13 protein-coding genes are annotated in these 13,912 nt (G+C 65.3%); 6 read left to right on the top strand and 7 right to left on the bottom strand.

Features of this window, described 5'->3' with window-relative positions:
• Positions 1-56: 56 nt before the first annotated feature.
• The 4 genes from OCA5_RS16035 to OCA5_RS16050 all read right to left on the bottom strand — a co-directional run bounded on the left by OCA5_RS16035 (position 57) and on the right by OCA5_RS16050 (position 2,675).
• Positions 57-1,001: an electron transfer flavoprotein subunit alpha/FixB family protein gene (locus OCA5_RS16035; RefSeq protein WP_012561924.1), complete on the bottom strand. Its 945-nt coding sequence runs from the start codon at positions 999-1,001 to the stop codon at positions 57-59.
• Positions 1,001-1,747, bottom strand: coding sequence for an electron transfer flavoprotein subunit beta/FixA family protein (locus tag OCA5_RS16040; protein ID WP_012561923.1), 747 nt, complete (start codon positions 1,745-1,747; stop codon positions 1,001-1,003). The genes OCA5_RS16035 and OCA5_RS16040 overlap by 1 nt, the downstream gene beginning before the upstream one ends.
• Before the next feature lie 143 nt (positions 1,748-1,890).
• Complete coding sequence (locus OCA5_RS16045; RefSeq protein ID WP_012561922.1) at positions 1,891-2,463, bottom strand: cob(I)yrinic acid a,c-diamide adenosyltransferase; 573 nt, start codon at positions 2,461-2,463, stop codon at positions 1,891-1,893.
• Between the two features lie 17 nt (positions 2,464-2,480).
• Complete coding sequence (locus OCA5_RS16050; protein ID WP_012561921.1) at positions 2,481-2,675, bottom strand: twin transmembrane helix small protein; 195 nt, start codon at positions 2,673-2,675, stop codon at positions 2,481-2,483.
• Positions 2,676-2,872: 197 nt separating this feature from the next.
• On the opposite strand from OCA5_RS16050, the gene OCA5_RS16055 reads away from it, so the two are divergent.
• Entirely contained in the window at positions 2,873-3,757 is an 885-nt protein-coding gene (locus OCA5_RS16055; protein ID WP_013913390.1) for a YihY/virulence factor BrkB family protein, read from the top strand.
• Here the strand turns inward: OCA5_RS16055 and OCA5_RS16060 are convergent.
• Together OCA5_RS16060 and gluQRS are read right to left on the bottom strand one after the other, a co-directional pair.
• Entirely contained in the window at positions 3,690-5,102 is a 1,413-nt protein-coding gene (locus OCA5_RS16060) for an ATP-binding protein (protein ID WP_013913391.1), read from the bottom strand. The two genes, OCA5_RS16055 and OCA5_RS16060, sit on opposite strands and share 68 nt — an antisense overlap.
• A 47-nt stretch (positions 5,103-5,149) precedes the next feature.
• The gene (gene gluQRS / locus OCA5_RS16065; RefSeq protein ID WP_012561918.1) at positions 5,150-6,016 is read right to left on the bottom strand and encodes a tRNA glutamyl-Q(34) synthetase GluQRS; all 867 of its coding nucleotides are present in this window, start codon (positions 6,014-6,016) and stop codon (positions 5,150-5,152) included.
• A 181-nt stretch (positions 6,017-6,197) separates the two neighbouring features.
• Here gluQRS and OCA5_RS16070 point away from each other — a divergent pair, with 181 nt between their 5' ends.
• Both OCA5_RS16070 and OCA5_RS16075 read left to right on the top strand, forming a co-directional pair.
• Positions 6,198-7,070, top strand: a complete 873-nt coding sequence (locus tag OCA5_RS16070; RefSeq protein WP_012561917.1) for a DNA-3-methyladenine glycosylase family protein — start codon at positions 6,198-6,200, stop codon at positions 7,068-7,070.
• Positions 7,071-7,159: 89 nt separating this feature from the next.
• On the top strand, positions 7,160-7,717 hold the full coding sequence (locus OCA5_RS16075) for an HNH endonuclease (protein ID WP_012561916.1): 558 nt from the start codon (positions 7,160-7,162) through the stop codon (positions 7,715-7,717).
• A gap of 39 nt (positions 7,718-7,756) precedes the next feature.
• On the opposite strand, the gene OCA5_RS16080 is transcribed toward OCA5_RS16075, so the two are convergent.
• A complete protein-coding gene (locus OCA5_RS16080; RefSeq protein WP_013913392.1) occupies positions 7,757-8,749 on the bottom strand; it encodes a beta-ketoacyl-ACP synthase III in 993 nt (330 codons plus the stop codon).
• 257 nt (positions 8,750-9,006) lie between these two features.
• On the opposite strand from OCA5_RS16080, the gene OCA5_RS16085 reads away from it, so the two are divergent.
• The 3 genes from OCA5_RS16085 to OCA5_RS16095 all read left to right on the top strand — a co-directional run bounded on the left by OCA5_RS16085 (position 9,007) and on the right by OCA5_RS16095 (position 13,873).
• Entirely contained in the window at positions 9,007-9,375 is a 369-nt protein-coding gene (locus OCA5_RS16085) for a hypothetical protein (protein WP_012561914.1), read from the top strand.
• An 87-nt stretch (positions 9,376-9,462) separates the two neighbouring features.
• Entirely contained in the window at positions 9,463-10,674 is a 1,212-nt protein-coding gene (locus tag OCA5_RS16090) for an efflux RND transporter periplasmic adaptor subunit (protein WP_012561912.1), read from the top strand.
• 7 nt (positions 10,675-10,681) lie between these two features.
• Complete coding sequence (locus OCA5_RS16095; RefSeq protein ID WP_012561911.1) at positions 10,682-13,873, top strand: efflux RND transporter permease subunit; 3,192 nt, start codon at positions 10,682-10,684, stop codon at positions 13,871-13,873.
• Positions 13,874-13,912 lie beyond the last annotated feature (39 nt).

Here is a 13,912-nt window from a genome sequence, read left to right on the forward strand (position 1 = left end):
CCCGCGCACCATCTATTACACCAAAATCACCCGGCTTGCCGGTCTGCCGCCCTGCGTCATGACCGCCGCCGCTTCAATTCCTCGGTGAGCTCCGGTACTACCTGATAAAGATCGCCTACCAGGCCGTAATCGGCGACCTGGAAAATCGGCGCATCCTCGTCCTTGTTGATCGCCACGATCACCTTCGAATCCTTCATGCCGGCGAGATGCTGGATCGCGCCGGAAATGCCGACCGCGATATAGAGGTCGGGTGCCACCACCTTGCCGGTCTGGCCGACCTGCCAGTCGTTCGGTGCGTAGCCGGCATCGACCGCGGCGCGCGAGGCGCCGACACCGGCGCCCAGCACATCCGCCAGCGGCTCGATGTATTTTGCGAAATTCTCCCGGCTCTGCATCGCACGGCCACCGGAGACGACGGTGCGCGCCGACGCGAGTTCCGGCCGCTCGGACTTGGCGACATCCTCACCAACGTAAGACGAGTTACCGGGCCCCGCGACCGGCGCAACCGCCTCGACCGCAGCGCTGCCGCCATTCGCGGCGGCCACGAACGAGGTGGTGCGCACCGTCACGATCTTCTTCGCGTCCTTCGACTTCACGGTCTGGATCGCGTTGCCGGCATAGATCGGCCGCTCGAACGTATCGGGCGCCACGACATTGGTGACGTCGGAGATCTGCATCACGTCGAGCAGCGCCGCCACGCGCGGCAGCGTGTTCTTGAAACGCGAGGTCGCGGGCGCGACGATCGCATCGTAATCGCCTGCGAGCGAGACGATCAGCGCGGCCAGAGGCTCTGCGAGATCGTGGGCATAGGCGGCATCATCGGCGAGCCGCACCTTGCGCACGCCGGCCAACTGCGCGGCCGCGTCCGCCGCCGCGCGCGCGTCGTGGCCCGCTACCAGAATATCGACCTCACCGCCGAGCGCGACCGCAGCCGTCAGCGCCTTGGCAGTCGCATCCTTCAGCACGCCATCAGCGTGCTCAGCCAACAACAACGTCGCCATTACAGGACCCCCGCCGTTGCGAGCTTTTCAACAAGCTCGGTCGCCGAGGCGACCTTGACGCCGGCACTGCGGCTGGAGGGCTCCGAGGTCTTTAGAATGTCGAGCCGTGGCGCGAGATCGACACCGAGCTGATCGGCGGTCATCTCCTCGATCGGCTTCTTCTTCGCCTTCATGATGTTCGGCAGACTCGCATAGCGCGGCTCGTTCAGCCGCAGGTCGGTGGTGACGATCGCGGGGCCCTGCAGCTTCACGGTCTGCAGGCCGCCGTCGACTTCGCGCGTCACCTTGAAATCCGTCCCTTCGACCTCGAGCTTGGAGGCAAAGGTCGCCTGCGGCCAGCCCAGCAGCGCCGCCAGCATCTGACCGGTCTGGTTGCAGTCGTCGTCGATCGCCTGCTTGCCGAGGATCACAAGGCCCGGTTGCTCGCGCTCGGTCACGGCTTTCAGAAGCTTCGCCACCGCGAGCGGCTCGACCGGCGCATCGGTCTTGACGTGTACACCACGGTCGGCGCCCATCGCCAGCGCGGTGCGGATCGTCTCCGTCGCCTGCGCGGGCCCGATCGACACCGCGACCACCTCGGCTGCCTTGCCGCCCTCTTTCAGGCGCAGGGCTTCCTCGACCGCGATTTCGTCGAACGGATTCATCGACATCTTGACGTTGTTCAACTCAACGCCGCTGCCATCGGCCTTCACGCGGATTTTGACGTTGTAGTCGATCACCCGCTTGACCGGCACCAGAACCTTCATCGGCCTTCTTCATCCTTCATGAAATGTGCGGTGCAAAACCTAAAGAGGTCGCCCACCCGGGTCAACGCACTTGGGGGCACGGGCCCAAGGCCAAATCGCATAGCGGGCCAATGGCATAGCGGCTCGAGGCACATTGCGGCCCGTTAACGATTCTGCCCCGGCACCCACAGTACGTCGTCCGAACCATTGTGGTTCGCGACGCGCGCGGCGACGAACAGGAGATCGGACAGGCGGTTGAGATAACGGACCACGGCCTCGCCGACGACCTCGCCATCCTTCGCGGCCAATTCCACCACCAGCCGCTCGGCGCGGCGGCATATCGTGCGGGCGACATGCAGATGCGCGGCGGCGGCGCTGCCGCCCGGCAGGATGAACGAGGTCAGCGGCGCGAGATGCTCGTTCAGCGTATCGATATCGCGCTCGAGCCGCTCGACCTGCGCTGGCAGCACCCGCAGCCGCTCGGCCTTGCCCTCGCGCGCGGGCACCGTGAGATCGGCGCCGAGATCGAACAGATCGTTCTGCACGCGGCCCAGCATCGCATCGAGCCGCGCATCGCCGCCAAGATGCAGCCGCGCGACGCCGAGCGCGGCATTGGTCTCGTCGACGGTGCCGATGGCCGTCACCCGCAGATCGTATTTCGGCCGCCGCTCGCCGCTGCCGAGCGCGGTGGTGCCGTCGTCTCCGGTGCGGGTGTAGATGCGGTTGAGCGTGACCATGGGCCCTGTGTCTCTCGCTAGCGCCCCATCGCCCAGATCGCGAGCATGGCGATGATGATGGCGATGAACTGCAGCAGCACCCGCAGCCGCATCAGGCGCTGCGAGGTATTCGGCGAGCCGCCGCGCATCATGTTCAGGAGCCCGAGCATGAGAACGATGGTGACGGCGATCAGCGCGATGGGAAGCAGAAAGATCGAGAAAAATGAGGTCATGGACGCCTACATAACACCGCGCCCGCGCGCTCCCAAGACCTTCTAAAGCTTTCAAGACCTTCCGGAGCTTTCGAGGTCCTCGGAGGGTTTGCGGCCCGCCTTCAAGACATGTTCTGGAACATAGCCGGGGCCCCAGCAATTTCATAACCTGACACATCCCGCGCGTCCGCAGCCGGAAAGGTTCGAGCGATCCCCTGATGAAATCCGTCCGCAGCGCGTGTCAGATCGGGTTCGAGGCCTTCAATGCGTTTCTGGCCGACGACGGCTGGGCGATCGCGAGCCATATCGCGCTGTCGGCGCTGATGGCGTTTTTTCCATTCCTGATCGTACTTGCCTCGCTCGCGGGCTTTTTCGGCTCCAAGGAATTGGCCGATCAGGCCGCCGCCTTGATGCTGCAGGTATGGCCGAGCCAGGCGGCGGATGCGCTCGCAGGGCAGATACATGACGTGCTGACACGCACGCGCGGCGATGCGCTCACCATCGGCCTTCTGCTGTCGCTGTACTTTTCCTCGAACGGCGTCGAGAGCCTGCGGATCGGGCTCAACCGCGCTTACGGCGTCACCGAGACGCGGCCCTGGTACTGGCTGCGGCTGGAATCGATCGGCTACACGCTGCTCGCCGCCGCCGTCGCGCTGGTGCTGGCGCTTCTGCTCGTGCTCGGCCCGCTGCTGCTGGTGGCGGCGCGCTATTACCTGCCGCTTCTGATCGAGCCGAAAGAGCATCTGCTCAACCTCGCGCGCTACGCCATCGCGCTGGTGTCGCTGGTCTGCGCGCTGTTCGTGCTGCACGCCTGGCTGCCCGCGGGACGGCGGACGCTGCGCCAGATCGTGCCCGGGATCATTTTCACGGTGATCGCCTCGCTCGTCTCGGCGGCGGGCTTCGGGCAATATCTCGCGCGCTTCGCCAGCAACTACGTCACGACCTATGCGGGGCTCGCGTCGGTCATCATCGCGCTGGTGTTTCTGTATTTCATCGCGGCGATCTTCATCTATGGCGGCGCGCTCAACGCCGCGATCATTCGCCGGAGAGAACCTGCCGCGCCTTCGCCTGAGACAGCGCCGCCGCCAGCGCCCGCGGGCTGACCGGCTTCATCAGAAACGCATCGGCGCCCGCGGCGCGCGCCTTGGCTTCATCCTGCTCGCGGCCGGAGATGCCGATGATGCCGAGCGGCTGTCCCGCAGGCAGCGCGCGAAGCCGCCTAATGGTCTCGACGCCATCGATGCCGGGCAGAACCATGTCCATCAGCACCACATCGAAATTGCCGCCCGCGACGCGCTCGGCCGCCAACTCGCCCTGCCCGACGAACTCGACATGGTGACCCAACTCTCCGAGCACGGTGTTGAGCACGACGCGGCCGAACGGATTGTCCTCGACGCTGAGAATGCGCAGCGCGCCCGCATAGGCGGCCTGCTCGCCGCTTGGCGCCTGCTGCGCCTCGCGCGGCAGGCCGACGCGCACCGCAAGCGTGAACACGGTGCCATTGAACACGGTGTCATTGAACACTGTGTCATGGCCCTTGCGCTGGGTGACGCCGACATCGCCGCCCATCGCTCGCGCCAACTGCTTCACCGACCACAGCCCGAGCCCGGCGCCGCCGAAGCGCGAGGCAACATCGATGCTCGCCTGCGAGAACGGCTTGAACAGCCGCTTGATCTGAGCCAGCGACAGGCCGATGCCGCTGTCCGACACCGCGAACGTCACCTCTGCCTCGTGCCCGCGCCGGATCGTTGCCGCGACATCGAGCGCGACGAGGCCGGAAGGCGTGAACTTCACCGCATTGTCGATCAGGTTTTCCAGCGCCGCGCGCAGGCGCACCACATCGCCTGTGACGAACGCCGGAAGATCATCCGCGATATGGACTTCCGCCTGCAGGCCGTTCGCAGCGGCGCGCCCGGCAAGACCGTCACCTGCGGCACGCGCCAGTGCACGCAGGTCGAAGAAATCCTGCCGCACCTGCAGGCCGGTTGCCGTGCTTTTCGCGGCATCGACATAGAGCGTCGCCAGCGCGGCAAGATGCTCCGCGCCGGCGCGGATCGTCTCCACCCAGCGCCGCTCGCGGGCGCCGAGATCGGAGGTCTCCAGCAGCGAGGAGATCGCGAGAATGCCGGTGAGCGGCGTGCGCACCTCATGGGCAAAGGCCGCGAGCGCCGCCTCGACGAGGCCGCGCGCGGGCTTGTCCGACGGTTTTGCTTGCGAAGAGGCTCGGGGCGGTTTCGCCGGCGCGACCCTGGTCTTGCGTGTGGGCGCCGTGCGTTTCGGCTGAGCTCCTTTAGGGAGAGCGCGTTTGGAAACGGCGCGCTTGGACGCCGCCGTCTTCGCCGGCTGACCGGCCGGCGGCGGCTTTGTCTTGCTCCTAACCTTACCCTTGGTCTTGTTCGCGATTTTCGACGTTTTTAGGCGGCGCGTCGAACGCGGCTTCGTCGCCATAGAGTCCCCCAACGAGGCTTCTATCCTGCCATCCGCCCGGGCAAGAGTCACGGCAGCCCGACCATCTCCCGGATATTTTGTGGGCTCTTGCCCTCCGCCCGCAGCGCGCGCAGTGACGGCGCCTGCGCGGATTTCGACAGCTTGCGGCCCTCCGCATCGCGCAACAGACGATGGTGATGATAGACCGGCGCCGGCAGGCCCATCAGCGCCTGCAGCAGCCGATGCACGCTCGTCGCCCAGAACAGGTCCTGCCCCCGCACCACATGGGTGACGCCCTGCACGGCGTCGTCGATCACCACCGAGACATGGTAGCTCGTCGGCGTCTCCTTGCGCGCCAGCACCACGTCGCCCCAGTCGTCCGGACGGGCCGCGATCCGCCCCGTTTGCCCCTCAGGGCCCGCGCCCTCCTCGTCCCATGTGAGCGCGCCCATCCGGCGGATCGCCTCAAGACTGTCGAGGCGCATCACGAACGCCTCCCCCGCCTGCAGCCGTACTTGGCGTTCTTCTTTGGAGAGCGAGGCAACTGAGCCGGGGTACAGCGGTGCCCCGTCGGGATCACGCGGCCACGGCTTGCGCGGGCTCTGCCCGATCATCCGCACGATCTCCGCCCGGCTCTCGAAGGCGGGATACGCAAGGCCCGCTTCAGCGAGGTGGTCGACTGCGCGGCGATAGATATCGAGATGCTCCGACTGCCGCCGCACCGGCGTTTCCCAGACGATGCCGAGCCAGGCGAGATCCTCGTAGATCGCCTCCTCGTATTCGGGCCGGCAGCGCGGCTTGTCGATATCCTCGATCCGCAGCAGGAGCCGCCCGCCGCTTTGCCGCGCCAGATCGAAGTTCAGGAGCGCCGAATAGGCATGGCCGAGATGCAGATAGCCGTTCGGGCTCGGGGCGAAACGGAAAACAGGTGGCATTGATCCTGCCAGTAGAGTGGATTTGACATTCGCTACGCGACCTGCCGCACCTTCGCAATGCGAATGTCCAATCCAAACTCTACTGGAAACTTATAGTTGCTGGTGGCCCTTTGATTCTAACATTCGCAAGAGTGCGAGGCGGGATGGGATGCGAATGTTAGAATTGGACCACTAGCGCGACATGCTGATTCGAAGCGACATGACACTATACCTGAACACCCAAGCTGACCTCGACCGCGCCATCGCCGGGCTCATTGTCGCCGACCCGGCGCTCGCCGCCATCGCGGAGATCGCAGGCCCCCCGGCGCTGCGCCGGCGCACGCCGGGATTTGCCGGGCTTGCCGCCATCATCTGCGGCCAGCAGCTCTCGACGCATGCCGCCGCCGCGATCTGGAAACGGGTGAGCGAGGCCTTCGATCCATTCCATCACGAGCGCGTCCGCCTAGCGCGCGCCGACCGGCTGGCGCGGCTCGGTCTCTCCGCCGCCAAGATCAAGACGCTGAAGGCGCTGGCGCGCGAGATTGCGGCGGAACGGCTCGACCTCGACGTGCTGGGACAGCAGGAGGCTGATCTCGCCCACACCGCGCTCACCGCGCTGCATGGCATCGGCCCATGGACGGCGGACATCTACCTCCTGTTCTGTCTTGGCCACGGCGACGCCTGGCCGAACGGCGACCTCGCCGTGCAGGAGGCGATGCGGATCGGGCTCGACCTAGAGGCGCGGCCGAGTGCCCGCGAGGCAGCTACGATCGCGGAACGCTGGCGGCCCTGGCGGGGCGCCGCGGCGCATCTGTGGTGGGCCTATTATCACGCGGTGAAGCGGCGCGAGGGCATCCTCCCCTCGGACGACGCCGATTCCATCGCATCGAAGCCACGCCCCCGCCCTGCGGCTGTTCCCCGGGTGACCAGAGGAGCGGCAAAGGCAGCGGCAAAGACCGCCTCGCAGCGGCCCGCGAAACCACGTACCAAAGCGCCTCCCAAGGCGCCTCTCAAGCCGCGTTCAAAGGCGGTTCACGCGGTGAAACCCGCCACGCGGACCCAGCGGAAAAAATAACGCGCGCCCTTCACAATCGTGTCGCGCTGCCTGTAGTATCCTGCCCGCAAAGCTGCTTCGCAGCCGATCAGGGGGGTCAGGAGCGTTACTTGAACGCACATGTCTCACAAGGCGGCTGGCCGGCATTGGTGCTGAACGCCGATTTCCGGCCACTGAGTTACTACCCGCTCTCACTTTGGTCATGGCAGGACGCAATCAAAGCCGTGTTCCTTGACCGCGTGAACATCGTCGCCAATTACGACCACGCCGTTCACAGCCCCTCCTTCGAGATGCAACTGCCGAGCGTCGTCTCGCTCAAATCCTTCGTCAAGCCGACCACGCATCCCGCCTTCACGCGCTTCAACGTGTTCCTGCGCGACCGCTTCTCCTGCCAGTATTGCACCTCGCAGGAAGACCTCACCTTCGATCACATCATCCCGCGCTCACGCGGCGGACAGACCACGTGGGAGAACGTCGTCGCCGCCTGCTCGCCCTGCAATCTCAAGAAGGGCAGCATGACGATGGCACAGGCGAACATGTTCCCGCGGCAGACGCCGTATGCACCGACGGTGCATCAGCTTCATCGCAACGGCCGGCTGTTCCCGCCGAACTATCTGCACGAGAGCTGGCTCGACTATCTCTATTGGGACACCGAGCTCGATCCGTAGGATGCGGCTGATGTTGCCGCCACGCACGAGTGTGGTGTGCTAGCGATCCGACACCCGAAATACGATCGCACCGCTGGTGAAACCGGCGCCGACCGCAGCCATTAAAAGCAACTCGCCATCTGCAAGTGGCGCACGCTCCGCCGCAACCGACAGCGTCAGTGGAATCGTTGCCGCCGACGAATTGCCGAATTCTTCGATCGAACGCAGCGTACGCGCGGGCGCGATGGCAAGATTCTCCGCGACGCGATCAAAGATGCGGGCGTTCGCCTGATGCGGAATGAAACGGTCGATCTGCGCCGCCGTCACATTGGCGCGTGCCAGAGCTTCTTCCGCGCTCTGCGTCATCAGCTTGATCGCTTTCTCGAACACCACCTTGCCGTCCTTGATGCGGATCACCCGATCCTCCGCCAACGCGCCGCTGAGATCGGGATTGCGGGTGCCGCCCGCCTTGATCGCGATCATGTCGTAGAAGCTGCCGTCCGAGAGAAGGCTGGTGCCGAGCACGCCGACATCGTCGCGCGCCGATGGCGCAAGCACCACTGCCGCCGCGGCATCGGCAAACAACACCGCGCTCGCGATATCCGAATTGTTGATGCGCCGGCTCAGAATGTTCGCCGCAACCACCAACACCGCCTGCCCGGTCGATTTGACGACACCATCGGCAAACGTCATCGCGTAGACGAAGCCTGAGCACGCGCCGGTGAGATCGATCGCGCCGCACGACAGCCCGAGGCGATGCGCAAGCAGCGGCGCCGACGGCGGCAGCAGATGATCTGGCGTCGATGTCGCGAGCAGCACGAGGCCGATTTCGCCGATCTGCGCTTTCGCCTGCGCGAGTGCACGCGACGCGGCCTCAATCGCAAGATCTGTCACGGCTTCATCGGCCGCCGCCCAGCGCCGCGCCTTGATGCCGGTGCGCCGTTCGATCCAGCCTTGCGACAGGCCCAGTTCCTGCTCGAGTTCGGCATTGGCGACGCGACGCGCAGGCACATGATGGCCAAGCCCCACGATCCTGCTCGCGCGCATAGTCATCAATTGCCTCGCTTTGGAAATGCCCGGCACCGTCCGCCGGATGCCGTCTCATTATCGCGTCCTGCTTTGCATCAGCAGCGACGATTACGCAACGCCGCGGCGAGCGCGGCTTGGAATGAATGCAAGCGAGACGCACACGCATCCACGCGATCACATCCGCTTTATTACACGTTTAAGCGTTATAATGTTGCGCAAGGCGTCGAGATACTATCTAGCCTTGAGATGACATCGCGCAGCCGACGGGATACATTCCCGCCATGACTGCGATCCGCCACATGATGGACTGCCGGACCACCGCCGGGCTGCGCGCCTTGCGGTTTCTGTTCGCAGCCGTTCTCTCGCTCGCGGTTTCGCTTTCGCTGTTCCATGGCCTCGCATCCGAGATCGAAGATCACGCGCCGCCGTCTGCAACGCTGGTCCTCGAACAGGCGCAGACTGCCTCGCATCAAACGGCTCATCACCAGATGGCCGATCATTGTCTGGCGCACATGATGGCCGAGGTCGATCATCCTGCCAGCGTCGCCGTGCAGCAGGATTACAAAGTGCAGTTGAGCTGGCACAACGACACGGCGCAGCCAAACGCCGCAACGGACTCTCCGTTCAAGCCGCCGCGCGCCCAGGTTTGACGCGGCCGTAGTTCATCGGCCGCCTTCCTGAAACCTGAGGCTCATCAGCCGCGCGGGCGCTCGCCTGCAGCGGGCGGAACGATATCCATGAAACGATCAATTTTTTGGGCGGCGCTGGCCGCATTGGGCATTGCCGCGACCATCGCAGCGATGAATTGGCGGCCGGCCGCGAAAACCGGCGGCAGCCATTCGCATCATGCGGCCGAAGGCGCGCACGGCCACGGCGGCCCCACCGAACATGCCGACCACATCGAACTCACCGATGCGCAGATCGCAGCAGCGGGGATCACGCTCGCACCGGTCGAGGCGAAAACACTCTCCGAGCATTTCCTTGCGCCGGGCACCATCGTTCCTGATGCCGACCGGATCGGGCGGGTCGCGGTGCGCGTGCTCGGCACTGTTACCGAACTGCGAAAGCGTGTCGGCGACATGGTCGAGAAGGACGAGGTGGTCGCAACGCTGGAGAGCCGCGAACTGTCCGAGGCGAAGAGCGAATATCTCGCCGCGCGTCTCACCAACGATCTGCAGCAGACCCTGGCGACGCGCCACAAGCAACTCTGGGAGTCGCGCTCGTTCCCCGAGAACGAATATCTCAAATCGCGTCTCACCGCGCAGGATGCCCGCATCCGTTTCGACTCAGCGCATCAGAAGCTGCTGGCGCTGGGCCTCACCGACACCGAGATCGCGCAACTGCCGGATCTGCCGATCGAAGAGCTGCGCAAACAGTCGCTGCGTTCACCCCTCCGCGGCCGCATCGCCGAGCGGCGCGTCGACCTCGGCGCACTGGTCGGCCGTGAAGGCCAGGAGAGTGAGCTTTTCGTCATCGTCGATCTCGACAAGGTGTGGATCGATCTCGCGATCTCGCCGGGCGATCTGAGCAAGGTGGTCGAAGGCTCCACGGTCAATATCACCGCCGGCCCCGACGGACCTACAGGCGCGGCGCAGATCGTGTTCATCAGCCCGTTGATCGACAAGGACACCCGCGCCGCACGCGTCATCGCCACGCTCGATAACGCGGGCGCGCACTGGCGGCCGGGCATGTTCGTCACCGCCGAGGTGCCGGTCGCAAATCGCGGCCCGGTGCTCGCCGTGCCGAAAGCGGCGCTGCAGACGCTCGACGGCGCACCGACGCTGTTCGTCAAACAGGATGAGGGATTTGCAATCCGCAAGGTGCGGCTCGGGCGCGAGGACGACGAGCGGCAGGAGATCGTCGCCGGTGTAAACGCCGGAGAGGTCATCGCGATCTCGAACACCTTCACGTTGAAAGCCGAACTCGGCAAGGGCGAAGCGGAGCACTGAGACCATCATGATCAAAGCCGTGCTCTCGTTCTCCATCGCGCAGCGATGGGCGGTCGTCATCGTCACCCTCGTCGTTGCAGCCTTCGGCGCGTGGTCGCTGTCGCGGCTGCCGATCGACGCCGTGCCCGACATCACCAACAATCAGGTGCAGATCAACACGCTGGCGCCGGCGTTCTCAACCGTGGAGGTCGAGAAACAGATCACGGTGCCGCTCGAGACCGCACTCGCCGGAATGCCGGGGCTCGAGAGTACCCGCTCGCTATCGCGCAACGGCTTTTCGCAGATCACCGCAGTGTTCGACGAGAAGACCAACATCTATTTCGCGCGCCAGCAGGTGAGCGAACGTCTGACCGAAGCGCGGCAGGCGCTGCCGCAGGGCACCGAGCCGCGGATGGGGCCGGTCTCGACGGGGCTTGGCGAGGTTTCGATGTGGACGGTGCGATACGTCGTGCAGGCAACCAACCACCCGAGCGAGACCGGGCCGCAAAGTGACGGCAGCTATATCACGCCGGAAGGCCAGCGGCTCGTCACTTCCCTTGAGCGCGAAGCCTATCTGCGCACGGTGCAGGAATGGATCGTCCGGCCGCAGATTAAATCCGTCGCCGGAGTCGCGGGTGTCGATTCCATCGGCGGCTACACCAAGCAGTATCAGGTGCAGCCCGACACGGCGCGGCTTGCTTCCTACGGGTTGTCGTTCACAGATATCGTCAAGGCGCTGGAAGAGAACAACGTCAGCCGCGGCGCGCGCTATATCGAGCGCAACGGCGAAGGCATCGCGGTGCGCGCGACCGGCCGCATCCAGACGCTCGATGACCTCGCCAACGTGGTGGTTTCGACGCGCGGCGGCCGGCCGATCCGCATTGCGGACATTGCCTCCACCGCGATCGGCGGCGAAACGCGCACCGGCAGCGCCAGTATCAACGGCGAGGAAGCCGTGATCGGCACCGCGCTGATGCTGATCGGCGGCAACAGCCGCACCGTCGCAGCCGCGGTCGATGCACGGCTCACCGAGATCGCGCGCCTGTTGCCGCCCGGCATCGAGATCAAACCGCTGCTCGACCGCACGCAGCTTGTCGATGCCACCATCCGCACCGTCGCGAAGAATCTGACGGAAGGTGCTGCGCTTGTCATCGCCGTGCTGCTCATCCTTCTGGGCAATCTGCGTGCGGCGATCATCACCGCCATCGTCATTCCGCTCGCGATGCTGATGACCGCCATCGGCATGGTGGAGAGCCGGATCAGCGCCAACCTGATGAGCCTCGGTGCACTGGACTTCGGACTGATCGTCGACGGTGCGGTGATCATCACCGAGAACTGCCTGCGGCATCTCGCCGAACGGCAGCGCGAGCTGGGCCGCCTGCTGACGCGAACCGAACGGCTTGAAACCGTCCGCGACGCCGCGCAGGAAATGATCCGGCCGAGTGTCTACGGTCAGGCCATCATCATTCTGGTTTATGTGCCGCTGCTGTCGTTCACCGGCGTCGAAGGCAAGATGTTCGAGCCGATGGCACTCACCGTCATACTCGCGCTCGCAAGCGCGTTCGTGCTGTCGCTGACGCTGGTCCCCGCTGCCGTCGCGCTGTTCGTCACCGGCCGCGTCACGGAAAAGGACAACGCTGCTGTCGGCTGGCTCAAGCGCCACTACGAACCGCTGCTCCGCAAGGCGATCGCGCGACCCGCGCCTGTGATCGGCAGCGCGAGTTTCCTCGTCTGCGCGAGCCTCGCGCTGTTCACGACGCTCGGGCAGGAGTTCATTCCCTCGCTCGACGAGCAGAACATCGCGCTTCACGCGCTCCGCATTCCCAGCACGTCGCTGTCGGAATCGCAACGCATGCAGCTCGACGTCGAGAAAACCATTGCCGGCTTGCCTGAAGTCGAGACCGTGTTCTCCAAGACGGGCACCGCCGAGATCGCGTCCGATCCGATGCCGCCGAACGCTTCCGATACCTTCGTGATCCTGAAGCCGCGCGCGCAGTGGCCCGATCCGGCGTCCTCGAAGGAAGACCTCGTACATCGCATTTCCGATGCCGTCGCGAAGCTGCCCGGCCAGGCCTACGAGTTCACCCAGCCGATCCAGATGCGGTTCAACGAGCTGCTCGCCGGTGTGCGCGGCGACATCGCCGTCAAGGTGTTCGGCGACGACTTCGAGGCGATGCTGCGCGCCGCCAACGAGATCGCGGCGATCCTGCGCACGACACAAGGCGCAACCGACGTGAAGGTCGAGCAGATCAACGGCCTGCCGACGCTCGACATCGTCATCAACCGCGCCGAGATCGCGCGCCTCGGACTATCCGCAGGTACGATCCAGGCGGTGATCGGCGCCGCGGTCGGCGGACAGGAAGCCGGCAAGGTGTTCGAAGGCGACCGCCATTTCGAGATCGTGGTCAAGCTCGCGGAGAACCACCGAGCCGACCTCGAAGTGCTGCGCAATCTTCCGGTGACGTTGCCGGCCTCGGCACCGGGAGCGGCACTGCAGACCGTGCCGCTCAACAGAGTCGCGGATTTTCGTTTCATCGAAGGGCCGAACCAGATCAGCCGCGAACAAGGCAAGCGCCGCGTCGTCGTCACCGCGAACGTGCGCGGCCGCGACATGGCCTCCGTCGTCGATGATGCGCGCGCGAAGATCGACCAGACGGTGAAGCTTCCCTCCGGTTACTGGATCGCCTGGGGCGGCCAGTATGAAAACCTCGCCAGCGCGCGGGCGCGGCTCGCGCTCGTCGTGCCGGGCTGCTTCGTCCTGATCTTTCTCCTGTTATGCAGCGCGCTCGGCACCGCGCGCGATGCCGCGATCGTGTTCACCGCGGTGCCGCTTGCCTTGACCGGCGGCATCCTCACGCTCTGGCTGCGCGGCCTGCCGTTCTCGGTCTCGGCGGCGGTGGGATTCATCGCGCTGTCCGGCATCGCGGTGCTGAACGGCCTCGTGATGCTTAGCGCCATTCGCCAGATCGCGGAGCGTACCGACGCCACGTCCGCCATCGTCGAAGGCGCGCTGACGCGGCTGCGGCCCGTGGTGATGACGGCGCTCGTTGCCGCACTCGGCTTCGTGCCGATGGCGATCGCGACCAGCGCCGGCGCGGAGGTGCAACGGCCGCTCGCAACCGTCGTCATCGGCGGCATCATCTCCTCGACGGTGCTGACGCTGTTCGTACTGCCCGCGCTCTATGCGACGTTCCACAAGAACGCAGCGAAACCGCAATGACAGGCACGCATGTCCGCGCAAGTTCCGGTGCTTCCCAGC

It is taken from the genome of Afipia carboxidovorans OM5 (assembly GCF_000218565.1).
Taxonomy (GTDB): Bacteria; Pseudomonadota; Alphaproteobacteria; order Rhizobiales; family Xanthobacteraceae; genus Afipia; species Afipia carboxidovorans.